The sequence below is a fragment of the Alcaligenes sp. SJTW-7 genome (genome assembly GCF_047716895.1).
GTDB classification, from domain to species: domain Bacteria; phylum Pseudomonadota; class Gammaproteobacteria; order Burkholderiales; family Burkholderiaceae_B; genus Alcaligenes; species Alcaligenes ammonioxydans.
On record NZ_CP136682.1, the window covers coordinates 412,529 to 436,882 of the forward strand.

A 24,354-nucleotide genomic window follows, 5' to 3' on the forward strand; every position below is an offset into this window, starting at 1 on the left:
GGCTCAGACCATGCCCAGCCAGCGCAAGATCAGGGGCACGAAGGGCACCAGTATGGCAGTCATGATTCCATTGAGGCTCAGGCCAATGGCCGAGAAGGCCCCGATTGTCTCATGGACCTGCAAGGCGCGAGCGGTGCCAATCGCGTGTGCCGTCACGCCCACGGCAAAGCCGCGGGCTTCGGGGCGGTCAATGCGCAGCAGGTTCAGCAGGGGGCGTGCCATGATGGTGCCGGCGATGCCGGTAATCGCGACAGCCACGGCTGCCAAGGAAGGCTGGCCATCAAACTGCTCTGCCAATGCCATGGCAATGGGCATGGTGGCCGACCGAGGGGCGACCGACATGATGGTTTCCATCGATCCACCCAAGGCCCAGGCAATCAGAACCGTACTGAAAATAGCGGTGACTGAACCGATCAGCAGCGCAATCGTCAAGGGTTTCCAGATTTCGCGCAGCTGACGCAACTGGCTATAGAGTGGCACGGCCAGGGCGACGGTCGCCGGGCCAATCAGAAAGTGAATGAATTTGGCGCCCTCGAAATAGACTGGGTAGGGCGTGCGGGTCAGCATAAGCAGAGCGACGATGACCATTACGGAGACCAGAATCGGCAGCAAAAAGGGGCTGCTCCCCGATTGACGATACATCCAGACCGAGCCCGCGTAGACCGAGCAGGTCAGGGTGAGCCACAGCAAGGGGGAGCTGGACAAAAAGACCCAGATTTGAAACAGTCCGTCGGTCATTTTTCTTCTTCCTGACGGTTTTTGAGCAAGCGGTTAAGCACCAGAGCCGTCACCACCATCGTGATGACGGTGCCACCCAGGGTGGCAATCAGAAAGGGCTGCCATTCATCGGCCACCCGATCAAAATACAGCATCACGCCGGTGACGGCGGGAATGAACAGCAGCATCAGGTTCTGCAGCATGACACTGGCCGTGCTCTCGAGGGCGGCCGGAACCCCGCCACGGATCAGCAAGGCGGCCGCCAGCAAAAGCATGCCCGCCAAGGGGCCGGGCAGCGGTAAAGACAGAGTCTGCACCAGGACTTCGCCGAGTAACTGAAAGGCGAACAGGGCAGTAATCGCGTAGATCATGACAATATCCGTAAAGCACGAAAACGCCAGGCGGCAAGCCTGGCGCAGGTAACAAGGTCTGGCTGAGGGTGCTAGTGTGCCATACAAGCCAGTCAGGCAGTAGACGTGCTGCTTATATGGAATTGGCTATGGCAAGTTCGTCGTATCAATGCTTGGCGGCAGGGGGGTTGGCGCCTGTCCAGGCCTGGACTTCGATTTCAACATCCACCCCGCCTGCCAGTTTGGCTTGTACCAGAGAACGGGCCGGGAAGTTGCTGCCCAGGCGTTCCTTATAGACTTTGTTGAACTGGTCGTACAAGGCAATATCGGACAGATAGACGGTGGCTTTGACCAGCTGGTTCAGGTCGGCGCCGGCCAGGGCCAAGGCCTCCTCAATCCGGTCCAAGGTGGCATTGGTTTGATCCTCAATGCTGCCCCGCACGATCTCGCCTTTCTCGTTCAGCGGAATTTGCCCGGACAGAAACAGAAAATCACCGGCCTGCACTGCGCGGGAAAAGGGCATGTCCGCATCCGCCAGAAAGCGTTTGATTGCCGTCGGTTCTGTGCTCTTGCCTGTGCTTGCGGCATAAGCGGTGCTGATGCCCAGTCCTGCGACCGAGCAAACCAGCAAAGTGTGACGGGCCAAAGCAAATAAACGCATCAGAATTCTCCTTGGACAAGGGGGAATCCAGTGTGCCACAGTCGAGGCCGGGCAGCGTTAATTAATGTGACGGCCCGTCGGCCTCAAGGTTGCTTAAGCGCGATCGCCCAACCAGGCCTGGACTTCGATTTCCACGTCCACATTCTTGGCCAGCTTGGCTTCAACCAGCGAGCGGGTGGGCAAGGTGTCGCCAAAACGTTCGGCATAGACCTTGTTGAAGTCAGCAAACAGGGCCATATCGGACAGCCAGACTGTGGCTTTGACCACGTCGGCCAAGGTGGCGTTGGCCAGTGCCAGGCCTTCGATCAGGCGATCAAAGACGGCGTGGGTCTGGTCCTGGATGGAGCCACGTACCACTTCGCCCTGGGCGTCGTAAGGGATCTGACCAGACAGGAACAGAAAACCGCCAGCGATGGTCGCACGCGAAAAAGGCAGTGGCAGTGGGCTGGCAATACGGCGGATACCGGACATGGAGTACTCCTGATAGGGATGGTGGAAAAGTCGGTCAAGGCAGCAATGCGTGTTTGTTCACGTCTCTTGCCTACAATAAGGCGTCACTATACAACTTCAAATGAGGAGCGAGACGACGTGAGCAAGGAAATTTTGCAACGCCTGGACCAACTCAGTCAGGCTGCGCTGGCCAGCGGGGATTTGTTGCCTGTGCAAGCTCAAGAAGAGCTGATGCACGATCAGGGGCTGACTTTTTTTGTGCGTTGGGTGTCCACTCTGGCGGCCAAGGATGCAGCCAGCGTCTCGATCCCGGGCGGGCCGCGCGACCCCAATTTCAATCCTTTCCTGCCCCCAGCACCGGCATTGACCGTAGCCGATGCCAGCCCCACCCACAATATAGTGCTTAACAAGTTCGCGGTCTGTGATTTGCATCTGGTGCTGGCTGACAAGGTGTTTAGCGAGCAGCTGAGTCCTTTGCGCGACATTGATTTTCAGGTTCTGGCGAATTTTTTGGCCCTGCAGGGCGGGCTGGGGTTTTACAACGGCGGCGGACCGGCCGGAGCCAGTCAGCGGCATAAACATACACAATGGGTCCCCCCGGCAGAGAGCAACGGCTCTTTGGCTTTGTATCTGGATGAGCTTCCTGCTCAGGCCCCGGTTGGCAGCGTGCATCGGCACCCGGCATTGGCCTTTGAACACCGCTTTGTGCGCCTGCTGGAGACGCAGGACCCGACCGCTTTGAGCAGCAGCTTGTTGAGCGCTTACCAGCTTGCGTGCAAGGAATTGGGTCTGGTCATGGACGAACAGGGTTTGTTGCCGCCCCATAATATGCTGGCCGGTCAGGGCTGGCTGCTGGTGGTGCCGCGTAGCGTGGAGCTGGTGGATGGCATCTCGGTCAATGCCCTGTCGTATGCAGGCTGCATTTATGTCCGCACTCCCGAGCAAATCGAGCGAGTGCGGCAGATAGGCCCTTTAGCTGTTCTGGCTCAGGCTGCCTACGCCAGCACGCGTCAGGCTTGAGTTCCCTGGTCGCTGAGCAGGATGAGCCCCGCTGCGGCGGGGTTTTTTTCTGCTCTGTTGTCACATTTTGAATCTCTATTTATTGTTAAGAAACATAAGGCAAATTCGGGGGGGTTAATACAAATTGAATTTCGCTTTATTTCATTTTGGTGAGCAATTAAGTAATGTAAATAGATAATTATTGAAATAATGTAACTTTGTTTGTAAAAAATAAGGGGAATAAGACGTTTCGAAAAAATGAAGCATTCATGTATAAGCCTATTAACTATTAAAACCGTCACTGGTTTGAACAATGCAGGCTTGATTGACCAAAGGTGAATGGCTTATGCATGTTTCGTCGGATGCTCATATTCTTTTCATTGCTCCCGAACCTTTCGGTGCAACAGATCTGTTGGTGTTATTGCGCACCAGTTTTGGCCGCGTCAGCTTTGCGCTTGATGCGCAGCAAGGCTTGGCGCGCTGTCTGTCATTGCGGCCCGACTTTGTGCTGAGTGATTACCATCTGCCTCGTTTGAGAGGGGATGTCTTTATGCGATTGCTGCGCGCCAACCCGCAAACAGCCGCCATACCGGTTGTGTTCTTGTCGGCCCGTTCCTGTGCCGACAGTCAGTTAATGGCCTTGCGTAGTGGGGCGCGCGATTTCATCGATTACCGAACGAACGTGCAACTGGTGCTGGAACGTATTCGTCTGCATCTGAGTCTGAGAGAAGTACAACAAGAGAAGGCGAGCAGGGAATATCGGCGCTTGTTGGAACGTGGTAAGGAGTCGTCCCCACGCACTCCCTTGGTAGAGGCAGTGCAGCAGCATGTACGCGACAATCTATCGGAGCCGCTCAGTGCCGAGAATCTGGCGGCCTTGTTTGGCACAAGTGCCCGGCGTCTGAATGCACTTTTCAAAACAGCCTGTGGCGTGACGGTGCACGATTACGTGCGCTCCACCCGGATGGGCTATGCCATGCACCTGTTAACGCATACCGACATGGCCATCATCAATGTGGCTGTGGAGTCTGGCTATGTGAATCCGGCCAATTTTGCCACTGCGTTCAGACAATATAGCGGCCTGTCTCCTTCGGTTTATAGACAGTGCAATAGATCTAATATTTAAATCGACTTTGAAATAGACAAAATTAATAAATTTCTATGTTGTGCAATGATTCAAATGGATTTCGTAGAAATTCAAAAGTAATTATTAAAAACTGATAAGAGAATAAAAAAAGCCGGATGAGTTAGGGGTTCGGTAAGACTTTCCTGAGTATCCAGATTCATTAATCGCCATAACGGGGTGAGGGACGGTTTTGCACCCTGAAACCGGCATGCGTCAGCGCGAGTGGGGACGGGGGAGGGTCGGCATGACTAATTACTTTTGTAAGCGAACGGATCATGAACAGAATCTACAAGTCGGTTTGGAATGAGCGCACAGCAACCTTTGTAGCGGTTGCGGAGAACACCAAGTCGTGTGGCAAACGCAGCGTTGCGGGCCGGGGTCCGGCTCATGGGGCAACACAAGGTATCCAGGGACGGGCGTTGCGCTCGCTTGTGGGGGCCTTGCTCGGTGCTGGAGTGCTGGCGCAGCCCGCTCTGGCACAGGTTACGGACGGCTGGGAGCTCATTGTGGACGGCTCGAGCCCTTTCCATGTGATTCCGGGGGGGACTTTTTCCTTGAACTCCGGCAGCAATATGGTTCTGACACAAACCGGTCAGAGCGTTTCGGTGGCGATGAGTCCCGATCTGAATGTGAACTCTGTCACGGCAAGTGGTGCGATCAAAGGGGCGACAGGAGAGTTCTCTGCACAGTTAAGTGCAGGCTCTGCGCTGATCCAAGGTGGCTTGCAGGCAGGCTCTGCCACCATCGCCAATGCCCTGACGGCTGGCAATGTCAGTACTGGTGCCTTGACGGTCACAGGCAATAGCAGTCTGCGTGCGGTCAATGTGAATAACAACAAGATTTCCGGTTTGGCCGATGCGACCGTCAGCGCGGCCAGTACGGAGGCGGTATCAGGCCGGGTCTTGTACGGCGCCCTGAATTCGGGCGAGGGCATGAAGTATTTCCACAGCAAATCGACCAATGCTGATTCTGTTGCCAGCGGCACTGATGCCCTTGCCATGGGGCCAGAAGCGACAGCAGCAGGGGCGGCAGCCTTGGCGGCAGGCTGGCAGGCGCAGGCGGCAGGTGCGGAGACGGTGTCGCTGGGTGCTCGTGCCGGGCTGGATAACACGGTCGCCAATGGCGTGATGATTGGCAGTGACGCGGGAGCAAAAAGCCTGGGCAGCAATTTGATTGCTTTGGGCAATCAGGCCGGGCAAAACCTGGAGGGGAATAACAACGTGGCGATTGGCTCTGCGGCCGCAAGCCTGGTTGATCCTCTGGAAGTAGACAACACCGTTGCCATTGGCAATCAGGCCTTGGCCAAGGCAACAGGTGCGATTGCTTTGGGCAATGGAGCTGATGTGGGCTTGCTGGCCACGCAGGCCATCGCGATGGGCCAGGGGGCCACCGTCGCGCAGGAGGCCGTGGGAGCAACGGCATTAGGTGCCTTGACCACGGTGCGGGGAGTGGCGGGAACCGCGGTAGGGAATGCCGCAAGCAGCTCCGGGTCGGCATCCACGGCTATTGGCAATCAGGCAGAGGCGTCGGGCGGTTCGGCATTGGCGGCCGGAAGCGGCGCGCGGGCTTTTGGCGCCGATTCGGTGGCCCTGGGATCGGGTGCCATGAGCAACACGACCTCGGGTGTATCGATCGGCCAGGGAGCCGGGTCCAATGCCGGTACCCCTGTCATTGGCAATCGCTTTGGTCAGGTTGCTGTCGGAGGTCTGGCGGGCCAGGGAGTCTATGGCGGCTATAACGTCGCCTTGGGCTACAAGTCGGGTAGCGACATCACGGGTGACGATACGGTGTCGATCGGACGAGAGGCAGGCAACAGGCTGAGCGGTGATCGCACCGTCAGCATTGGCTATGGCGCCAATAATCTGCCAGGTGAGACAGGCTCGGGCAATCCCGTTGCTCCCCCAGTCAAGGCAGCCCATGCGGTCGCGATTGGCGAGCGCACACGCTCGGGTGCGGATGGTTCGATTGCCCTGGGTTCAATGGCTACGGTAGCGGATTTCGATATTGGCGGCATTGCCATTGGCAATCAGGCTCTGGTGTATGCGGGGACGTCCACCAATGCGGCGGCAGGTGGCATCGCCTTGGGCGATCAGTCTCATGTGACCCATGCCAACAGTGTGGCAATCGGGGCAAACTCGCGTTCGGTTGAAACGGTCGGGGTGGGGTATGGCGCGCCATCGGGAGCGCTGTTGCCGTCGGCCAGCGTGTCTATCGGGACCGTGGGGGGAGAGCGCCGTCTGAGCAATCTGGCTGCTGGTCGTCTGGATACGGATGCGGTGAACGTCAGCCAGCTCAAAGTGTTGCAGGGGGATTTGACGGCCCTGGTGGGAGGCGGTCTGACATGGGACGCCAACGGTCAGATGACGGGCCCGCACTTCATCATCAAGGATGAGAATGGCGCGGATCATACCTATACTTCGATCGGATCCGCTTTTGAGGCCATGCGCACGGGGGTGGCAGGGGCCATCGCAGGATTGTCGGCTGTCACCTATTCCAACGCGGACCGTACCCTGATCGATCTGGACAGCGCGACTGGCGGCCCCGTGCGGATTTCAAACCTCGCCGCAGGCGTAGTGGCCACTGATGCAGTGAACAAAGGGCAGTTGGAACAGCTGGAGTCCACGCTGATTGCCAACCGCCAGCGCTATGTCAGCGTTAACTCCTCCAATAATCCCAACGAAAACAATGATGGGGCTACCGGTACGGACGCAATTGCGATTGGCGCAGTGGCGCGTGGCTCTGGAGTCGGCTCGACGGCAATTGGTCTGAATTCGTCGGCAGGGGGACTGACCCAGGCCAATCTGACGACCGCTATTGGCGCACATACTGCAGCATCAGGGTTGGGTGCAACGGCCCTGGGCGCATCGGCCAGCGCGGCCTCAGAAAGTTCGATTGCGGTCGGTCAGGAGTCTCGGGTCGCGGATACGGCCAATTATTCGGTGGCGATTGGCTATAAGTCGGAAGTGATGGGTGATGCGCTGGCTCATGCCAGGGGGGCGGTGGCCATTGGCGAGCAAGCTCGGGTCACCCAGCAAGGCGGGATCGCGTTGGGACGCAATGCCTACGATCAAGGGGTGGATGGCGTCGCCTTAGGTACGAATTCTCGCGTCGAGCGTGGCGCCGACAGCAGTATGGCAATGGGAAGCGGTGCTTCGGCCTCGGGCGGCCAGTCTGTTGCCCTGGGATATCAGGCCGTCGTGGCTGGCAGCAACTCACTGGCTCTGGGCCAGGGCAGCAAGACCCGGGCCAGCAATTCCGTGGGAGCCGGTTCGGGAGTCGAGGCTGATGGCTTCCGCTCCGTAGCCGTGGGCGACAAGGCCAAGGCAGGCTGGATTGAGGAAAAAATAGGTCCCAATGGCTTGATCGAGTACATCATGCACGGCGAGGGGGCGATGAGCGTAGGAGCTGGCTCCAACGCCAAGGAGGACGGTGGTCTGGCCTTGGGCTTTAAGGCCGTGTCCGAAGGCATGGACGCCGCCGCTTTGGGAACCAACGCCCAGGCGCTGGCGGCGGGCTCTCAGGCCTGGGGCAAGGACGCACGTGCTTCTGCCGAAAAGTCGATGGTGTTGGGACAGGGCGCCATCGCGACGGATACGGCCCTTCAGGGGCTGGCTTTGGGTGCAGGGGCCTCCGTATCGGCGGCCGGCGCAGTCGCGCTGGGGGCGGGCTCGACAACCAATTCGGTTTATTCTGCATCTACCGCCTTTTATACCGGTACGGTGACCCAGGAGGCCATACAAGGGGTGGTGTCGGTCGGCAATAACTCGGAAAAGCGCCGCATTACCAACCTGGCCGGAGGCCAGGATCCGACTGATGCCGCCAATGTTGCCCAACTGATCCAGCTGGATCGGAATTTGACGAGCTTGGGTACGAACTACAGCGGGAATAACTTCGATGGCAACCTTTCCGGCAGCACGATGATTCACAGGAATCTGGGTCAACGCCTGGAGATTCTGGGCGGGGCCAGCACGGCGGGCAATTACAGCGGGGCCAATCTGCGTACCCAGGTCTTGAATGGTCAATTGCAGATACAGATGGCCCAAACTCCCTCTTTCTTGGGTGCCGATATGGGCGGGCAAAAAATTACCAATGTGGCGCGGGGAACAACCGCCAGTGACGCGGTCAATCTCAGTCAGCTCACCGATGCTGAAGGCAGTCTGACCAGCAAGGGTATGGGTTTTGCGGCCCAAAGCGGCGCCGCGGTACATCGGGATCTGGGCCAGACACTGACCATTCGGGGCAGCAATGCCAATTTGTCTACCGCGACCGTTGGCAGCGATACGGTTCAGGTTGCATTGAGTGATGACCTGACATTGAGCAGCGTCACTACCGGCGATACCGAGCTGAGTACAGCGGGGGTGAAGGTCAAGGGGCCGGCAGGTCAACCCGATGTCATTTTGGGTAATACCGGTTTGACGATCGGCCAAGTCAACCTGAGCAATGCCGGTCTCACCGCCTTTAATGTGGTGATCAATGAACAGGGCATCCAGGCCGGTAATCAAAAGATCACTGGAGTGGCCAACGGGGTGGCACCGACCGATGCCGTGAACGTCAGCCAGCTTGAGGGACGGGACGACAGTCTGACGGCCAAAGGCATGAACTTTGCCGGCAGCGCGGGCACCGCGGTGCATCGCGATCTGGGCGAGACCCTGAAGATAGTAGGCAGTAATGGCAACCTGAGCACCAGCGGTGATGGTGCCGATACCTTGAGCATTGCCTTGAATGACGACCTGGAGCTCAAGAGCGTTACCGTCAAAGGCGAGGGGACAGCTCCGGATGTGGTCATGAACCATCTGGGCTTTGCGATCGGTACGCAGATCGCCTTGAGCAATGAGGGGCTGCGCGCCGGAAACGTATTGGTGTCGGCAAGCGCGAATGACATCACCGGTCTGAGCAATCGGACTCTGACAGGTCCTGACTTTGGCACGCGAGGGCGTGCGGCAACCGAGGAGCAACTGGAGCTGGTACGTGGCGAAACTCAGAGTCTGGGAGATCGTGCCGTCAAGTACGACCTGAATCCGGACCAGTCCGTGAACTATGGCAAGGTCACCCTGGCGGGCGCCGAGTCCACCGATGGGGGGCGCACGGGTGGCACGGGCATTACCAATGTGGCGCGGGGTGATATTTCCGCAAACAGTACCGATGTGGTCAATGGCAGCCAGATTCACGACATGGGAGAGAGCATCGCCAGTGGCATGGGCGGGGGCTCGCGGTTCGAGAATGGCAAGCTGGTGACCGAGTTGAACGTGGGCGACACCACTTACAACAATGTGAACGACGCGTTGGGGGGCTTGAATACCAAGGTCGATGACGTGACCGATTTGGCCAGCGCGGGCTGGAACTTGCAGACCAATGGGGACGTCGCCAGCCAGGTCGCGCCCAAGGCCACAGTGCAGTTTCTTAATGGGGACAATATTGAGATTTCGCGCTCCGGCATGGACGTGACTGTCGCATTGGCTCAAGACATCAAGGTCAGTAGTGTGGTGGCCAAGTCCGTCACTACTGAAGAACTGCTGATTGTCGATGGTCCGACTCTCAATCGGCAAGGCATTGATATGCACGACAAACCCATCAGCAATCTGGCCGATGGGCAGGCCCCCCAGGATGCCGTCAACGTACGTCAGTTGGAACAGGCCACCGGTAACATCACCAATCAGTTCAATGCCATGGATCGTCGCATCAGCAAGGTGGAAAACCGCTCCAGTGCGGGGGTGGCCGCTGCGATGGCCATGGCGGGGTTGCCGCAAGCTTATGTGCCAGGCAAGAGCATGTTTGCGCTGGCGGGGGGCGTCTGGCGAGGTGAGAGCGGGTATGCCATGGGCTTGTCTACCGTCACCGACAGCGGCAGTTGGGTGCTTAAAGGCAACGTCGCAGGCTCCTCCCGGGGGGATTACGGTGGATCGCTGGGCGTAGGGTACCAGTGGTAAGGGGCTGAAGCGGCAAGGCTGCGTGCGCGTCATGCGGCCTTGCTTTGTCGGCCCCGGCCCGATCAGGCGGGAGAATGGAGCAGCAGTGGGCTGGAGCCCATAGGGAGAGGGAGGATGGACACAAGACGACGTTTCGTACCACAGATTGTCAGGGCGGCGGCGCTGGGCGCGTTGTGCGTGGTACTGGCCGGGTGCCAGCATACCAGGGGCGCGGGGGGGGCGGATTTGAGTCCGCCTACCTTGGCTGGAACGTATGAACGGGAAGGGGATGATGGAACACGCAGCTTTCTGGCGTCTCAAACTTCACGTGCGCTGCAGTATACCCAGATGGATTTTTACGTGGGCATGCCGCAAGCCGTCCCTGGCCTGGTACAGGTGGAAGGTCCCGAGGGCCCGCTGTGGTTGTATCCGCAAGTCATTGTCCAGCGTAGCGACCTGACTCGCGTGGCCTCGGTTCGTACTGCTCAGGGAGATCATTTGCTGCGATTTCATTTGAACGCGTTGGGCACGCGTAAGCTGGCCGAGGTCAGTGCTGGGAACGTGGGGGCCCTGCTGGTTCTGGTCATGGACGATCAGGTGGCACACGTTGCCCGCATAGCGCAACCGTTAAAGCAGGGGATGATTTATCTTGCCGTACCTGACGCGATCGCGGCACAGCGCTTTCTAAGCCAGGTTCAAGGGTAAAAAAAACATAAAGAGCCTGAAGAGGCCAGCAAGGATGGGGACGATGACGGTGGAGCAGATATTTCTGTTGTATGACGAGCTGACGGGCCTGCAGCATATCGCACGGGAGGCGGAGCAGTGGGGCGTACGGGTTCAGATAGTTGGAACGATAGGGCAGTGCTTGTCATTGGCATCGGCAGCAGGTGTGCAGGCGGCCTTTGCCTTGTCGTGTCAGGCAGACAAGGTTTTTCTGCATATCAATCGTCTGCGCGTGGTCTTTCCTGCAGCGGGCATTATTGTCGTGCGACGAGACAAGATGGCCGGTATGGAGCGGGGGCATCTGATGCTGGCAGGGGCCGATGCCTGCTTTGATCGTGAGGCCCTGCCGGTCGAGGTGGTGGCCTGCGTTCAAGCCTTGCGTCGACGCGGCTATGCCTTGCGGCAAAGCGTGGCACTGGCTGAACCCAATTGCTCCAAGCAGGTGCCGACCATCCCACAAACGGAGCCCGAAGCCGACGCCTCATTATGGGAGTTGATGGAAGACGGGTGGACCATGCTTACCCCGCGCGGACAGGCCGTATTGTTAACGCGAGGTGAGCGCCGTATTGTCTTGGCCTTGTTCGCTCTCAGTCCGCAAACCGTAGCGCGCGACCGTTTGTTTCTGCCGGAGGAAAAGGGCGGGGCACAAGTGCGTTCTGTGGATGTTGTCATCAGCCGTTTGAAACGCAAATTGTGGGCTCTCGGCGAGGAGCTGCCGATTCGCTCCGTGCGTGGTCAAGGCTACGCGTTTGTGGGCAGCGTCCCGGCAGTCTGTCAGGAGCTGGCGCGTGAAAGCCTCCGTAAAGACGGGGTTTACGACTGACGGGGGCAGGACGGAGAGGGGCTTTCTCGATGCTTAAACGGCATGATATAGACCCTAAAATTTTAAATATGTATAATTGGTCGCTCTGGTTCATAGAACCAGCTTCTCGAACTGGCCGTTCATGTGCGACAAAATCGCATAAAAATGGCGGTCTGTTCTTCAACAGGTTGTTGCACAACAACCCGGCTTTTTAGTCCGAAACACCTTGCCCGACCTTCTGGTCGCGGAACAACCAGCCGATTGTCCTGGCGGACATCGGCCTGCAACAGAGCGGCTTGTCTCTGGCCATATTGATTTTTGTCCGGCCCGCAGACTTGCCGTAATGTGAGGCACTTTGCGCTGTGTCTTGCTTTTTCTCGCTTCGGCTTGTGCCGAGGGCGGGAGCGTGTGTGCGCGCGTTCGGTTTGGGTGCTTCGGTTCAGGTCCTGGGATCGGTGCCGCCCAGCGCGTTATGGCGGAATCGGCACGCATGCGAGCGGGGAAGGCTTGGCCAGACTCCCCGCCGCAGAAGAGAAAGGGAAAAGACATGCAAGAGGCGGAGTTTTTTACACTTTCAAGCACCACGGCAATCTTGCTGCTGCTTGGTTTTTATGGCGCGACATTCTTGATGTCGCTCATGATTGGTCAGAAGAAAGAAAATGTGGACGGATACATGGTATCCAATAGTGCAGTGGGTTTTGGCCTGGCGGCGGCCAGCATGATTGCCACCTGGGTATGGGCCGCGTCGTTTTATGCCAGTGCGACCTCAGGCTACAAGTATGGCTTGTCCGGGCCTCTGCATTACGGGCTGTGGGGCGCCTTGATGATTCTGTTCATCTATCCCTTTGGGAGGCGGTTTCGCCAGTTGGCGCCGCAGGCGCATACCTTGGCCGAGGTGCTGCACGCGCGGCACGGCTCGTCCAGTCAGATGATTATGGCGATTTCCAACGTGGTGGGAAGTGGCATCAGCCTGATGGTGAACTTCACGGCCGCTGGTGCGTTGGTCTCGATCCTTAGCCCTCTGACATTCATTCAAGGTGTGCTGATCGCCGGGCTGGGTGTGTTGTCCTACACCTTGTGGTCGGGATTCCGCGCCTCGGTCATGACCGATTTTGCGCAACTGGTGGCCATGATCCTGTCGGCTGTCATTATTATTCCGCTGATTTTTTTCAATGCTGGTGGTCCAGAGATGGTTCAGGCCAACTGGTGGCGCCTGGACTCCGAACAAGCGAATTTCTATTCGACCAAAGCGATTTTGGAGCAAGGGGCTCCCTACTTTGTCGCGGTACTGGCCTATGCGATTGGTAACCAGACCATCGCGCAGCGCCTGTTTGCCGTGCGTGAAGATCTGATCAAGCCTACCTTTCTGACCGCCACCATTGGCTATGGCGCGGTGGTGATTGGTCTGGGCATGTTGGGACTGCTGGCCCTGTTCACCGGTCTACAGCCTGTAGACGGCAATATGAATAACATCATTCCACAGATGGCATCCACGTATTTGCCACCCTTTGGCATTGCCCTGTTTTTTATTCTGGTTATCGGCTCCCTGTCCTCCACCGCGGACTCGGACCTGGCGGCCCTGTCGGCCATCATGATGACGGATATCTATGCCAAGAACATTGCTCGCGGTCGACCCAACCCCACTCGTATGTTGTGGTGGGGCCGTATCACCATGGTGGTCGCCACGATGGTGGGGGTGATCTTTGCCAGCTTGCGTCTGGATATTCTGGTCATGCTGGTGTTTGTGGGCGCACTGTGGGGGGCAATCGTCTTTCCGGTCATCGTCAGTTTCTACTGGGACCGAGTCACCAACAAGGCGTTTAGCTGGTCGGTCCTGTGTGCCGTGGTGCTGTTTACGATTGTGCGCTTTGAGCTGATCCCCATTGAGGGTGTGGTAGCCGTGTTCTACGAAATAAGCGCTTCGATTGGGGGAGGCGTGGTGGCCGGTCTGATGGCGTTCGCTTTTTTCAACAGCCGGATTGCGATTGCGGTGGGGGTGATTGCGACCGCGGTTCTCTTGCCCAACTTTATCGGTTTCTTGCGTGAGTACATCGTGCTGCTGGGTTCCTTGACCGCTTACGGAGTCAGCGCGGTGGTGTGTGTGGCATTGAGTCTGCGCAGCCAGGAGCGTTTTGATTTTTCCGTGCTGGCCGAGCGTGTGCAGTCGTTTCACTATGACGACACTCCCGCGCCGGGAAAGCAGAAAACGCGGCAGTCACAACAAGGCGAACCCGCCTCGGCCCGCGCCTGAGGGCAGGTTTAAACGACGTAGAAAGGAGAACACGATGCTGATGACAATTTACTTTTTGGTCTGGCCTGTGATGTCGGCCATCATTCTGGTCTTGCTGTTGGGTAATCTGATTCGTGATTGGCGCATGGCCCGCAAGACGGGTCAGTCCATGGTCTAAAAGCAGCAACCCCGTCCTCAGTTGCAGGACGGGATTTTTTTTGAGGGGGGCCGGGGCAAGGCCGGAGGACAAACCAGAGTGCAGACTCCGGACGCTGTTCATGTACACCCTCGACGACGGATTGCCGGCGTGCCCCGCCGCCCGCCGCTGCGTTGTAGGCCGGTTCTGGCAATGCATCCCCGGATGGCTGATACCTTGCTCCGCTTTGTCCGTCTGACGCAGAGGGGCTGCTCGCCGGGCCTGCAAAAGCTAAAGCCGATATTCCTGTCACTTGGCATCTGTCGATGATGAATAAGGCCATGGATCTGGATTTTGTGAAGCGTAAGCATCAATAGGCGGTGCCAGTCTCAGATGCGGACTCGCTCATCGAGTGGTATCCGTCTGCGCACAGTGTGCCAAGGCGCTGGCCCTATAGGCTGGGTTTGGCTGTCGTGTGCCGATAAAGAATAAAGATGTTTACTTTTTTTGATGCTTTCTGCTGATGGCCGGAAATAATCAATAGACTAAATTTTGATTATTCATTAATCGAGTATTTCATAATGAATGCTCAATTCATCTTTTTTATTTTTGATACGGGTTATGGTCAATCCATTTAGTTCTGCCGTATTTTCAACATGCGTTCCGCCGCAGGGATACTGGCCCAGCTTGCCAATTGCAATCTGACGGTGCCCCTGATGAATGTGGATGGAAATAGGGTGGGCCAACTGAATTTGTTCCCTGCAGCGGGCCGATAAGTCTTCCAGGCTAGGAGGCAGCGCATTGTTGGACTGACGAAACACGAGCCGCGCCTCGCCCGGCCAGTGATGCGCCTTGATCGCTTGCCAGCCAGTCTGCTCAAGCAGATGGCCGATCAGGTGGCCGGCAGTATGTAAACGTGCATGTGCAAGCCTGTGCATCTGATCGATTTTCATTTCTACCGGCCCCAAGGGCAGGCTCACCGGTAGATAGTGCAAAACCTGTCCGTCGCGGTTTTGGGTCACATGCAGAACTTCGTGTCCGTTTAATGTGCCTTTGTCGCAAGGCTGACCACCACCTTGGGGATGGAATAAAGTTTTATCCAGCCGAACGACATAACGCTCATTTTCCGAGTGATAACACTCGAGGATTTCTGTTTTGCCAATAAGTTTATGGCTGGTCAAATATAATTTATCGTGCATTTCATAATCAATGGGTGGGTGCTCATGCATTGTAGGCGTAGTAGACCCCCCTGATAATTGCAATTCAACGACATAATTTATTCCCTATGAGCACAAGTAACCTCACTTCCTTGATGAGCGACATGGTGGTGTTTGTCAAAGTCGTGGAGACGGGCAGTTTTTCCGAAGCTGCTCGCCAGCTGGGCAATACACCCTCGGCAGTCAGCCGTTCCATTGCACGTTTGGAAAAAGGGCTGGGAACCCGGGTGCTGCAGCGCACCACGCGTAAACTGCGCTTGAGTGACAGCGGTCAGGCAATTTATGAACATGCGCGTGACATGTTGGCCTGCGCACAGGCCGCGATGGAAATATCGGGGCAGTTTCAGACGGAGCCGGAGGGTCTTATACGCTTGAGTGTTCCTAAAGCGGTGGGGCATTTTCTGATTCATCCGCACATGCCTGACTTCTTGACCGCGTACCCCAAAGTGAACGTGGTGATGAGTCTGGATGACCGCTATACGGACCTGATCGACGATCAACTGGATCTGGCCATTCGTATCACCGACCAGCCGCCGCCGGGTTTGATGGGGCGGCATCTGAGCGATATTCGACATGGACTGTATGCCAGTCCGGACTACGTGGCGGCACACCCGTTGCCCACGCATCCGCAGCAGTTGCGCGAGCACAGTTGCATCTATTTAGGGGAAGCGCCGAGCGATTCTCGCTGGCGTTTCAGCAAGGGCGGTAAGGTTCTGAACGTGACGGTTAGCGGCCGCTATGCGGCCAACCACACCGGAGTCCGGCTCGACGCCGTAGAGCGAGGGCTGGGAATCGGCAGCCTGCCGCGCTTTGTCGCCAAGGGAGCGGAGCAGCAAGGGCGTATCGTACGCGTCCTGCCCGATTGGGAGTTCCGGACGCAATACTGTGGCGCCCTGTGGGCGCTGTATCCGCCCACTCGCCATTTACCCCCCAAACTGCGGGCGATGGTGGAGTTTCTGGCGGGGCGGCTGGGAGGGGGTAAAGGGGAGGTCTGGGGGCCGTCGCCTTAACGGGCATCATCCGAATGGATGTGCAGGGCTTCCAGAAAACGCGACACCATATTGTAGGTGGCGATGGTGGCCGTCAGCTCAACGGTCAAGCGTTCATTGAAATGCTGCCGTATGGCCTGGAAGATGGCAGGCTCCACTTGTACCTGCAGGGTCATGGCATCGGTATAGGCCAGTACGGCACATTGAATGGGTGTGAACTGATCAGAGTCCTGCCAGTTGGATAAAGCATCGAGCTGCGCCTGACTCAGGCCCTCTGCAAGGGCGATTGGGGCGTGCTGATCGGCTTCGTAGGGAGCGCGGTTCAGCAAGGCCACGCGCATGATGACCAGTTCGCGCAAGTCGCCCGGCAGACTGCTGTGGTGGCGTATGCCGGTCAGGTGATTGAGCCAGCCCTTGGCAATGGGCGGGCTGTGCAGCAGCATCTGGTACAGGTGCAGCACGCTGCCGCGTTCGGCAATAATTTGCTCGACCAAGGAAGCCGCATCGGGGGCGCTCAGGTCTGCATAAGGTAGGCGGGCCATGATTCTCCTTTCTGTGTTGAGGGAAATGGCGGCATGTAGGCCGCCAGTTATAGGACAGAGCGCCGGCTCCTTGTCACCTGCTCGGGTGGTCAGGCAGACGCTCGGGACGTTCAGACTTGACGAGGCAGGACGCGTTCCAGGGTGTGTGTCAGCCGCTTCACGATCTCGTGAATATCCGCTTCCGTGCAGATAAAGGGCGGTGCCAGCAAGATATGATCGCCGTGAACCCCATCAATGGTGCCGCCCATAGGATAGAGCATCAGCCCCTGTGAAAACGCTTCTTGCTTGATCCGCGCATGCGTTTTCAGGCCGGGGTCCAATGCCTGTTTGCTGGCCTTGTCCTGTACCAGTTCAATACCCACGAACAGGCCGCGACCGCGGATATCGCCCACATTGGGATGCTCGTCCAGAGCCTGGTGCAACTCACGACGCAGTTGTTCGCCCCGTTGGCGTACATTTTCCAGCAACTGCTCGTGTTCAATCACTTGTTGCACGGCCAGGGCGCCGGCGCAGGCCGTCGCGTGCCCCATATAGGTATGACCATGCTGGAAAAAGCCCGAGCCGTTCAGGATGGCCTGATAGATCCGGTCACTGGCCAGCATGGCGCCGATCGGTTGATAGCCGGCTCCCAGCCCCTTTGCAATGGCCATGATGTCCGGTACAACGCCATCCTCTTCACAAGCGTACAGGTAGCCGGTGCGGCCCATGCCGGACATGACCTCGTCCAGAATCAGCAAAACGCCGTGCTTGTCGCAGACCTGACGGATTTTTTTCCAGTAATCGCCCACGGGTGCCAGGGCACCGGCGGTTGCGCCAACAACGGTTTCGCCTACAAAGGCGGCCACATTTTGGGGCCCGAGACGTTCAATGGTGTCGTCCAGTTCCTGGGCCAGCCGGTCGGCGTATTGCTCGTCGCTTTCATGGCTGCCTTGATCGCGGTAGGGGTAACAGGGGGAGACATGCTGGGCAGGAGCGAGCAAGGGCAGGAAAGGCTTGCGACGCCATTCGTTGCCGCCGATCGCCAGTGCGCCCAGCGTATTGCCATGATAGCTTTGGCGACGTGCGATAAAGATATGGCGTTCGGCTTGACCTATTTCCACGAAATATTGTCGAGCCAGCTTCAGGCTGGCTTCCACCGCCTCGGAGCCGCCGGACAGAAAATAGACATGGTCCAGATCGCCGGGCGCACGGCTGCTCAGAAAGTCCGCCAGACTCTCTGCGGCCTGGCTGCTGAAAAACGAGGTATGGGCGTAAGCAATCTGATCGAGCTGATGCTTGATGGCGTCAATCACGACAGGGTGACTGTGTCCCAGGCAGGAGACGGCTGCCCCGCCGCTGGCGTCGATATAGGACTTGCCTGTGCTGTCAATGATATGGATGCCATCGCCTTTGACTGCATAGGGCAAGGTTTGTTTTGGGTTGCGATGAAAGACGTGTGTCATGGCGCAGATCCGGAAAGTAAACGCATAAGGGTTTTCAACGTATGTTGAAACTATAATAATACTTTCAACAAATAAATCATCTTTGTTGAGGTGGCAGGGGTGGATAAAGACCTCACTGTTGCGTTCAGACTGCATTTGTACCCGATATATACTTGGTATCCCTTTTTAAGCGTGTTGGCCCATGAACTCCTTGAGCACTTTGACCGAGCGTATTCAGGCGGCTTTTGCCTGCATGTCGCCCCAGTTTCAGCAAAGCGCGCGCTATGTGCTTGATCACGCCGATCAGGTGCCCTTGATGTCCATGCGACAGTTGGCCGTACAGGCCCAGGTGCAGCCGGCCACGCTGCTGCGCTTTGCCCGGTCTTTGGGCTTTGATGGTTGGGCGCCGTTCAAGGCCGTATTCACCCAGGCCCTGCACGGTCAGGGGGCGCGACGCTATGCCGAGCAAGCCCGCGCCGTGGTGCGCAACCGCCGCAAAGAAGACCGCCTGGCGCAGGTGCTGACCGTGCAAATGGATAATCTGGCCGTATTGCGGGAGGTCAACGAAACGCGCTTGCCTCAGGCCGTGGCGCTGCTCAGCAAAGCCAAGCGGGTGTTTGTGGCAGGGTTCAGGGCCTCTTTCGCGCCCGCGTTTTCTTTTCATTACCAGTACCGCCTGTTTCGCCCCTCGATTGCCTTGTTGCGCGGCGAGTCCGGCACCCTGGATATGGATTTGCGGGCCCTGCAAAAGGGCGATGTGCTGGTCTTGTTCGGTTTTGCTCCCTATTCCCAGGAAGCGGTGTTGGCTCATGGGGCAGCTCGGCAGGCGCAGGCACATATTCTGGCGATTTGCGACAGCTTGCTTGCCCCTATTGCGCAGCAGGCAGATGCCACATTATTGTTTGGAACCGACAGTCCGTCTTTTTTTCCTTCTCTGGTTGCCGCTCAGGCGCTGGTCGAGGTCTTGCTGGAACAGGTTCTGGCCAAGGCGGGCAGTCGTGCTGTAAGCGGTATTGAGTTGGTTGAAAATCAATTGCACCAGTCTGGTGCCTACTGGAAATAGACGCGATGGCTAAGTTGTCCTATCTGGAGTTAACTGGTGGTCCCAAAGAAATTGGCCATTCTTTGGGACGTTTTGGAGCCCCCGCCGTGCATGCCTATTTGCTCAGCTCAACAGCTTGGCAAGGCATCATGCAATTTAAGGGGACGGCTGTTGCCGCTGAGCTGGCGCAGTATACCGAGCGTTATTTTCCCCGAATATGGACCGAGCTCCAGGGCCTGGCATTGGGTCTGGAGCTCCCCTTTGAGGACGTGTTTTTGTGGAATTGCCGTGGCGATTTGTGGGCCATGGCCCCGGACGGCTGCACGACCGTGCAGTTGCCAGCCCAGGGTGAGCCTCGACTGGTGCACAACGAAGACGGTGACCCGGGTTTTGCCGGTTATTGTGGGGTGGGCAAATTCATTCCTGACAGTGGCATGTCATTTGTGTCGTTCCTGTATCCGGCCTCCTTGCCCGGGCACAGTTTTGCCGTGACACAGGCCGGGCTGGCCATGACGGTCAATAATGTCCGCGCCCGCCATGTCACCCCTGGCGTGCCGCGTATGGTTCTGACCCGCGCCATGCTGGATCAGCCTGACCTTGATCAGGCAGTGAGCCTTTTGCAGGACCATCCCCGCTCGGGAGCGTTTCACCTGAGCCTGGCCCAGCGGGGCGATACGCGCCTGCTAAGCGTGGAGTTCAGTGCGCAGGCCGTTTCGGTCCAGACAATTGAACGCAATCAGTTGCATGCCAACCACGCTGTGCACGAGTCCATGCAAGGGTTTGAACAGCGTATTACCCGATCCTCCGAATTGCGCCAGGAGCGCGGCGACGAGTTGCTCTTGCAAGCCGGTTCAGCCGTCGATCCCTTGAAAATTCTAGCGGACCAGCACCACGTGCAGTTCCCAATCTGGCGTTGTGACCCTGATGACAGTGACAGGGAGAACACCTTGGCAACCGTGGATATTCAGGTGGGCAGCCAGTCTCTGAAATGGCAGGTCTACGAAGATCCGACCGATCAACCCGTGCTGACCTTTGCGGATGTCACCCGCATCGATCAGGTCTGAAGATGAAAATAAACAGGGCCCTGTCAATGCAGGGCCCTGTGCGTAACGGGGTAACGCTACGACGCAATCAGCTTGTGGACGATTCGTGGCGCTTGGGTTCCCAGAGGACATCGGGGCGGCCCGCATGGCGGTTGAGGGTACGCGCCAGCACAAACAGCAAATCCGACAGCCGGTTCAGGTACAGGCGTGGACCATCCTGTGGCAAGGCCTCCGAAGGGACGGCCACGACACTGCGCTCGGCACGTCGTGCCACGCAACGCAGCACATGCGCCTGTGCCGCGGCCGGACTGCCGCCGGGCAGAATAAATTCCTTCAGTATCCCCAAGGGTTCGTTGTAATGGCGTATTGCCGCATCCAGGCGCTCCACATGGACTGAACCGATGACCTGATGGCCAGGAATGCACAGCTCGGCTCCCATATCGAACAGATCGTGCTGGATATCGGAGAGCAGGGCGTCGACATCTTCGGGCAGCTCCAGGCTGCGCAGCACACCAATATGGCTGTTCAGCTCATCCACATCGCCCAGGGCGTGAATCAGGGCTGCGGTTTTGGGCAGGCGGCTGCCATCGCCCAGGCCGGTCGTCCCGTCGTCGCCCGTGCGAGTGCTGATAATGGAAAGTCGTGTGGACATAATTTAGCCTTGTGCTTCTGCGGGCACGGGTGTGCCATTGGCCATATTGACCAGGGCCTCTCCGGTGACACGCACCACGCGCCAGTCTTGCAACACCTGGGCGCCTTGATGCTGATAAAAATCAATGGCGTTCTGGTTCCAGTCCAACACCACCCATTCCAGGCGGCCGCATCCCTGAGTCACCGCCATCTGCGCTAGATGGCGCAGTGCTGCGGCACCCAGACCTTTTTTACGGTGGGCAGGATCGATGTACAAATCCTCCAGATAGATGCCGCGGCGATCCAGAAAGCTGGAGTAGTTGTAAAACCACATAATGTAAGAAATTATGGTGTCGGGCTGGCCCTCAGGGGTGATGACCAGACAGTAGGCGCTGGGCTCATCCGAGAAGAAACTGTTGCGCAGCGACTCGGCGCTGGCCTTGAAAATATGCTCCAGTTTCTCAAAGGAGGCCATATCGCGCATCAGGCCCAAAATGGCGGGAATGTCGGCGGGAGTGGCTGGACGCAGCACATACCCTTTAATAAATTCGCTCATGCTTTTGCAAAGGTTTAGCGTTATGCTTGATCGGAAACAGACGCAGCAGGCGTCCGAAAGTAGGCATTATGAGCTAATTGTTCAGCTCTGCCCAATTTGCAGGAGTGAAAAATGACGTGGACAAAACGGGGCGCGGCTCTGGCGCTGGGAGCCTTGGGAGTCATGGCTGGATCGGCTTATGTCGTGGTGGCCCAGGCCCAGGAGGCCAGTGCATCGGGCGAAGTTCGTCGACTGGACACGGCAGCAGGCAAAATCACCATCAAGCATGGTGAGATCAGCGAACTGGAACTGCCCGCCATGACATTGGTGTACAAAATTGATCCTGCCTTGCTGGCCGACATCAAACCGGGCGACAAGGTGAAATTCACGGCCAAGCGTGACGGCGGGGATTACGTGGTCATCAAGATCAGTAAATAAGCCGTGTCAAAAACCATATGAAAAGCCGGGTTCGCCCGGCTTTTTTCTGCCCCAGGCAATCAGGCGGTCGGTCACGGCATGTAAAGTCGCGTGATAAGTGTAGAGGCGGTCGACATAGAGGGCCGACGAGTGGGGCGGGATGGGCAGCGACGCTTGGTGCTCTGGGCTTGCAGGGAAATGGGACGGGATAAAAAACGGGGGCAGATTCTTCTGCCCCCGTTTGTGCTACTACGACTGTCCGCCGCTTACAGCACGTAGCGTGCCAGATCCTGGCTAGCTGCGGTTTCCTGCAACTGCTTGTTCACATAATCGGCGTCGATGACCACACTTTGCTCACCGTGGCTGCCAGCGCTGTAGGACAGTTCTTCCAACAGTTTTTCCATGACGGTGTACAAACGACGGGCGCCGATGTTTTCGGTGCGTTCGTTTACATCGAAAGCCAGTTCGGCCAGACGCTGGATGCCGTCTGGGCGGAAGTCCAGTTTTACGTCTTCGGTGCCCAGCAAGGCGGTGTATTGCTTGGTCAGGGACGAATCGGTGGCCGACAGAATCTGCACAAAATCTTGAGCGCTGAGCGATTCCAGTTCCACACGAATAGGGAAGCGGCCTTGCAGTTCGGGAATCAGATCCGAGGGGCGGGACAAATGAAAGGCGCCCGAGGCAATGAACAGGATGTGATCGGTCCGCACCACACCGTATTTGGTGGTGACGGTGGTGCCTTCTACCAGCGGCAGCAGGTCCCGTTGCACGCCCTGGCGGGAGACGTCGCCGCCACTGCCTTGGCTTTCGCCGCGCGCGGTGATCTTGTCGATCTCATCCAGGAATACAATCCCGTTCTGTTCGGCATTGGCTACCGCGGCCGTGCGCAAATCGTCCTCGTTCACACGACGGGCAGCCTCTTCTTCGGTCAGTTGCTTGAAGGCTTCCTTGACCGTCAGCTTGCGGGCTTTGGTCTTTTCCTGGCCTAGGCCGGAGAACATGCCGCGTAATTGCTCGGTCATTTCTTCCATGCCGGGAGGGGCCATGATTTCCATGCGAGGCATGGCCTGGGCCATCTCGATTTCAATCTCGGTATCGTCCAGCTTGCCTTCACGCAGGCGCTTGCGAAACACTTGGCGTGCCGAGTTATCTTCACGCTGCGGTTGGCCGTGGGCATCACGTGAAGGCGGCACCAGCACGTCCAGAATGCGGTCTTCAGCGGCTTCCTCCGCCTGAGTGCGGACACGGCGCATCTCGATCTCGCGGGTTTGTTTGACCGAAATATCCACCAGATCGCGGATGATGGTTTCGACGTCACGGCCCACATAACCCACTTCCGTGAATTTGGTGGCCTCAACCTTGATGAAAGGCGCATTGGCCAGCTTGGCCAGACGGCGGGCGATTTCGGTTTTGCCCACGCCGGTGGGGCCAATCATCAAAATGTTCTTGGGCACGATCTCGCTGCGCAGGGGCTCGGCAACCTGCTGGCGGCGCCAGCGGTTGCGCAGGGCCACGGCCACAGAGCGTTTGGCCTTGCCCTGGCCAACGATATGCTTGTCCAGTTCGGAGACGATTTCTCCGGGAGTCATATTAGGTGTAGACATGGTGGTGTATCCGGCTGTCAGAGTGTTTCGACGATATGGTTCTGGTTGGTGTAGATGCACAGATCACCTGCGATCTCCAACGATTTCTTGACGATGTCGGCAGGTGCCATATCGGTGTTTTGCAGCAGAGCCAGGGCTGCGGATTGCGCATAGGAGCCCCCCGAACCAATGGCAGCCAGGCCATGCTCGGGTTCCAGCACGTCGCCATTGCCAGTCAGCACCAGCGTGTGCTCTTTGTCCGCCACCAGCAGCATGGCTTCCAGACGGCGCAGGACGCGATCGGTACGCCAGTCGCGCGTCAGTTCGACGGCAGCGCGCAACAGGTTGCCCTGATGCTTTTCCAGCTTGGCTTCAAAGCGTTCCTGTAGGGTGAATGCGTCGGCAGTCGCGCCGGCAAAACCGGCCAGGATGCTGTCGTTGTACAAACGGCGGATCTTGCGGGCCGTGCCCTTGATGACAACATTGCCCAGGGTGACCTGACCGTCGCCACCGATGGCGACTTGATCTCCGCGGCGTACACAGACAATGGTAGTGGCGTGAAATTGTTCCATGATTTCCTTCCTTTAAGTTCTCCATCTGGGGGCCGGGTAAAAAATTTCAAGCGCGTGACAGCAGGAAGTTTTTTCAGGGCCTGGCGGGGGTTTGTCTTTGGGCAAGACAGAGGATAAGCAGGACGGAGGGCCAGGCCGTGCATGGCGCACTCAGCACGGTTCGGGCTGTGCCGCTTGTCAGGCTGCCCGCCCGCCGCCAGTTCTGCGTGTCAATCCGCTTTAGCTGCTGCGGGTTCGCCTGGGCCTACGTGTTTCCTGGCCGA

At 57.7% G+C, this 24,354-nt stretch carries 22 protein-coding genes; 11 read left to right on the plus strand and 11 right to left on the minus strand.

The window, feature by feature from the left end:
- Nucleotides 1-3: 3 nt before the first annotated feature.
- The 4 genes from RSQ48_RS01820 to RSQ48_RS01835 form a co-directional block, all read right to left on the minus strand.
- Nucleotides 4-738, minus strand: coding sequence for an LrgB family protein (locus RSQ48_RS01820; protein ID WP_415302081.1), 735 nt, complete (start codon nt 736-738; stop codon nt 4-6).
- Nucleotides 735-1,088, minus strand: coding sequence for a CidA/LrgA family protein (locus RSQ48_RS01825; RefSeq protein ID WP_003804305.1), 354 nt, complete (start codon nt 1,086-1,088; stop codon nt 735-737). Before RSQ48_RS01825 ends, RSQ48_RS01820 begins: the two co-directional genes overlap by 4 nt.
- A gap of 145 nt (nt 1,089-1,233) precedes the next feature.
- A complete protein-coding gene (locus tag RSQ48_RS01830; RefSeq protein ID WP_415302082.1) occupies nt 1,234-1,728 on the minus strand; it encodes a RidA family protein in 495 nt (164 codons plus the stop codon).
- Nucleotides 1,729-1,821: 93 nt separating this feature from the next.
- Nucleotides 1,822-2,199 carry a RidA family protein gene (locus tag RSQ48_RS01835; RefSeq protein ID WP_059318498.1) on the minus strand — a complete coding sequence of 126 codons (378 nt, stop codon included), beginning with the start codon at nt 2,197-2,199 and terminating at the stop codon, nt 1,822-1,824.
- Between the two features lie 117 nt (nt 2,200-2,316).
- Here RSQ48_RS01835 and RSQ48_RS01840 point away from each other — a divergent pair, with 117 nt between their 5' ends.
- From RSQ48_RS01840 to RSQ48_RS01870, 7 genes are all read left to right on the plus strand, one after another.
- Nucleotides 2,317-3,198, plus strand: a complete 882-nt coding sequence (locus RSQ48_RS01840) for an ATP adenylyltransferase family protein (protein WP_415302083.1) — start codon at nt 2,317-2,319, stop codon at nt 3,196-3,198.
- A 325-nt stretch (nt 3,199-3,523) separates the two neighbouring features.
- Nucleotides 3,524-4,303, plus strand: coding sequence for a DNA-binding response regulator (locus tag RSQ48_RS01845; RefSeq protein WP_059318500.1), 780 nt, complete (start codon nt 3,524-3,526; stop codon nt 4,301-4,303).
- A 275-nt stretch (nt 4,304-4,578) separates the two neighbouring features.
- Nucleotides 4,579-10,230, plus strand: a complete 5,652-nt coding sequence (locus RSQ48_RS01850) for a YadA-like family protein (protein WP_415302084.1) — start codon at nt 4,579-4,581, stop codon at nt 10,228-10,230.
- A gap of 114 nt (nt 10,231-10,344) precedes the next feature.
- Nucleotides 10,345-10,914 (plus strand): SecDF P1 head subdomain-containing protein, encoded by a 570-nt coding sequence (locus tag RSQ48_RS01855; protein ID WP_415302085.1) that lies wholly within the window; start codon nt 10,345-10,347, stop codon nt 10,912-10,914.
- A gap of 43 nt (nt 10,915-10,957) precedes the next feature.
- The gene (locus RSQ48_RS01860; protein WP_415302086.1) at nt 10,958-11,755 is read left to right on the plus strand and encodes a winged helix-turn-helix domain-containing protein; all 798 of its coding nucleotides are present in this window, start codon (nt 10,958-10,960) and stop codon (nt 11,753-11,755) included.
- A gap of 526 nt (nt 11,756-12,281) precedes the next feature.
- The gene (locus RSQ48_RS01865) at nt 12,282-13,985 is read left to right on the plus strand and encodes a sodium:solute symporter family protein (protein WP_003804293.1); all 1,704 of its coding nucleotides are present in this window, start codon (nt 12,282-12,284) and stop codon (nt 13,983-13,985) included.
- Between the two features lie 34 nt (nt 13,986-14,019).
- On the plus strand, nt 14,020-14,142 hold the full coding sequence (locus tag RSQ48_RS01870; protein ID WP_003804292.1) for a putative transporter small subunit: 123 nt from the start codon (nt 14,020-14,022) through the stop codon (nt 14,140-14,142).
- A gap of 521 nt (nt 14,143-14,663) precedes the next feature.
- Here the strand turns inward: RSQ48_RS01870 and RSQ48_RS01875 are convergent.
- Nucleotides 14,664-15,299 (minus strand): threonine--tRNA ligase, encoded by a 636-nt coding sequence (locus RSQ48_RS01875; RefSeq protein ID WP_230406238.1) that lies wholly within the window; start codon nt 15,297-15,299, stop codon nt 14,664-14,666.
- Nucleotides 15,300-15,385: 86 nt separating this feature from the next.
- Between RSQ48_RS01875 and RSQ48_RS01880 the strand changes: the two genes are divergently transcribed.
- Entirely contained in the window at nt 15,386-16,327 is a 942-nt protein-coding gene (locus RSQ48_RS01880; protein ID WP_059318501.1) for a LysR family transcriptional regulator, read from the plus strand.
- On the opposite strand, the gene RSQ48_RS01885 is transcribed toward RSQ48_RS01880, so the two are convergent.
- Both RSQ48_RS01885 and RSQ48_RS01890 read right to left on the minus strand, forming a co-directional pair.
- Nucleotides 16,324-16,848 carry a carboxymuconolactone decarboxylase family protein gene (locus RSQ48_RS01885; protein WP_131071221.1) on the minus strand — a complete coding sequence of 175 codons (525 nt, stop codon included), beginning with the start codon at nt 16,846-16,848 and terminating at the stop codon, nt 16,324-16,326. The genes RSQ48_RS01880 and RSQ48_RS01885 overlap by 4 nt on opposite strands.
- Before the next feature lie 110 nt (nt 16,849-16,958).
- A complete protein-coding gene (locus tag RSQ48_RS01890) occupies nt 16,959-18,290 on the minus strand; it encodes an aspartate aminotransferase family protein (RefSeq protein ID WP_003804286.1) in 1,332 nt (443 codons plus the stop codon).
- A gap of 181 nt (nt 18,291-18,471) precedes the next feature.
- Between RSQ48_RS01890 and RSQ48_RS01895 the strand changes: the two genes are divergently transcribed.
- Complete coding sequence (locus RSQ48_RS01895; RefSeq protein ID WP_003804283.1) at nt 18,472-19,332, plus strand: MurR/RpiR family transcriptional regulator; 861 nt, start codon at nt 18,472-18,474, stop codon at nt 19,330-19,332.
- A 5-nt stretch (nt 19,333-19,337) separates the two neighbouring features.
- On the plus strand, nt 19,338-20,375 hold the full coding sequence (locus RSQ48_RS01900) for a C45 family autoproteolytic acyltransferase/hydolase (RefSeq protein ID WP_240208899.1): 1,038 nt from the start codon (nt 19,338-19,340) through the stop codon (nt 20,373-20,375).
- A 67-nt stretch (nt 20,376-20,442) separates the two neighbouring features.
- Here the strand turns inward: RSQ48_RS01900 and RSQ48_RS01905 are convergent, their stop codons facing one another.
- Nucleotides 20,443-21,006, minus strand: coding sequence for a cob(I)yrinic acid a,c-diamide adenosyltransferase (locus RSQ48_RS01905; protein WP_003804279.1), 564 nt, complete (start codon nt 21,004-21,006; stop codon nt 20,443-20,445).
- A 3-nt stretch (nt 21,007-21,009) separates the two neighbouring features.
- Nucleotides 21,010-21,540 carry a GNAT family N-acetyltransferase gene (locus tag RSQ48_RS01910; protein ID WP_003804278.1) on the minus strand — a complete coding sequence of 177 codons (531 nt, stop codon included), beginning with the start codon at nt 21,538-21,540 and terminating at the stop codon, nt 21,010-21,012.
- Nucleotides 21,541-21,702: 162 nt separating this feature from the next.
- Between RSQ48_RS01910 and RSQ48_RS01915 the strand changes: the two genes are divergently transcribed.
- Complete coding sequence (locus RSQ48_RS01915) at nt 21,703-21,957, plus strand: copper-binding protein (RefSeq protein ID WP_230406306.1); 255 nt, start codon at nt 21,703-21,705, stop codon at nt 21,955-21,957.
- 245 nt (nt 21,958-22,202) lie between these two features.
- Here the strand turns inward: RSQ48_RS01915 and hslU are convergent, their stop codons facing one another.
- Entirely contained in the window at nt 22,203-23,540 is a 1,338-nt protein-coding gene (gene hslU, locus RSQ48_RS01920; RefSeq protein ID WP_059318504.1) for an ATP-dependent protease ATPase subunit HslU, read from the minus strand.
- A gap of 17 nt (nt 23,541-23,557) precedes the next feature.
- A complete protein-coding gene (hslV, locus tag RSQ48_RS01925) occupies nt 23,558-24,091 on the minus strand; it encodes an ATP-dependent protease subunit HslV (RefSeq protein WP_003804273.1) in 534 nt (177 codons plus the stop codon).
- Nucleotides 24,092-24,354 lie beyond the last annotated feature (263 nt).

Coding starts and splice junctions, on each gene's coding strand:
- RSQ48_RS01895 (WP_003804283.1), top strand. CDS start 18,472: ATGAACTCCTTGAGCACTTTGACCGAGCGTATTCAGGCGGCTTTTGCC.
- RSQ48_RS01825 (WP_003804305.1), bottom strand. CDS start 1,088: ATGATCTACGCGATTACTGCCCTGTTCGCCTTTCAGTTACTCGGCGAA.
- RSQ48_RS01880 (WP_059318501.1), top strand. CDS start 15,386: ATGAGCACAAGTAACCTCACTTCCTTGATGAGCGACATGGTGGTGTTT.
- RSQ48_RS01830 (WP_415302082.1), bottom strand. CDS start 1,728: ATGCGTTTATTTGCTTTGGCCCGTCACACTTTGCTGGTTTGCTCGGTC.
- RSQ48_RS01915 (WP_230406306.1), top strand. CDS start 21,703: ATGGCTGGATCGGCTTATGTCGTGGTGGCCCAGGCCCAGGAGGCCAGT.
- RSQ48_RS01910 (WP_003804278.1), bottom strand. CDS start 21,540: ATGAGCGAATTTATTAAAGGGTATGTGCTGCGTCCAGCCACTCCCGCC.
- RSQ48_RS01900 (WP_240208899.1), top strand. CDS start 19,338: ATGGCTAAGTTGTCCTATCTGGAGTTAACTGGTGGTCCCAAAGAAATT.
- hslV (WP_003804273.1), bottom strand. CDS start 24,091: ATGGAACAATTTCACGCCACTACCATTGTCTGTGTACGCCGCGGAGAT.
- RSQ48_RS01890 (WP_003804286.1), bottom strand. CDS start 18,290: ATGACACACGTCTTTCATCGCAACCCAAAACAAACCTTGCCCTATGCA.
- hslU (WP_059318504.1), bottom strand. CDS start 23,540: ATGTCTACACCTAATATGACTCCCGGAGAAATCGTCTCCGAACTGGAC.
- RSQ48_RS01875 (WP_230406238.1), bottom strand. CDS start 15,299: ATGCACGATAAATTATATTTGACCAGCCATAAACTTATTGGCAAAACA.
- RSQ48_RS01885 (WP_131071221.1), bottom strand. CDS start 16,848: ATGGCCCGCCTACCTTATGCAGACCTGAGCGCCCCCGATGCGGCTTCC.
- RSQ48_RS01905 (WP_003804279.1), bottom strand. CDS start 21,006: ATGTCCACACGACTTTCCATTATCAGCACTCGCACGGGCGACGACGGG.
- RSQ48_RS01855 (WP_415302085.1), top strand. CDS start 10,345: ATGGACACAAGACGACGTTTCGTACCACAGATTGTCAGGGCGGCGGCG.
- RSQ48_RS01860 (WP_415302086.1), top strand. CDS start 10,958: ATGACGGTGGAGCAGATATTTCTGTTGTATGACGAGCTGACGGGCCTG.
- RSQ48_RS01835 (WP_059318498.1), bottom strand. CDS start 2,199: ATGTCCGGTATCCGCCGTATTGCCAGCCCACTGCCACTGCCTTTTTCG.
- RSQ48_RS01820 (WP_415302081.1), bottom strand. CDS start 738: ATGACCGACGGACTGTTTCAAATCTGGGTCTTTTTGTCCAGCTCCCCC.
- RSQ48_RS01850 (WP_415302084.1), top strand. CDS start 4,579: ATGAACAGAATCTACAAGTCGGTTTGGAATGAGCGCACAGCAACCTTT.
- RSQ48_RS01845 (WP_059318500.1), top strand. CDS start 3,524: ATGCATGTTTCGTCGGATGCTCATATTCTTTTCATTGCTCCCGAACCT.
- RSQ48_RS01870 (WP_003804292.1), top strand. CDS start 14,020: ATGCTGATGACAATTTACTTTTTGGTCTGGCCTGTGATGTCGGCCATC.
- RSQ48_RS01865 (WP_003804293.1), top strand. CDS start 12,282: ATGCAAGAGGCGGAGTTTTTTACACTTTCAAGCACCACGGCAATCTTG.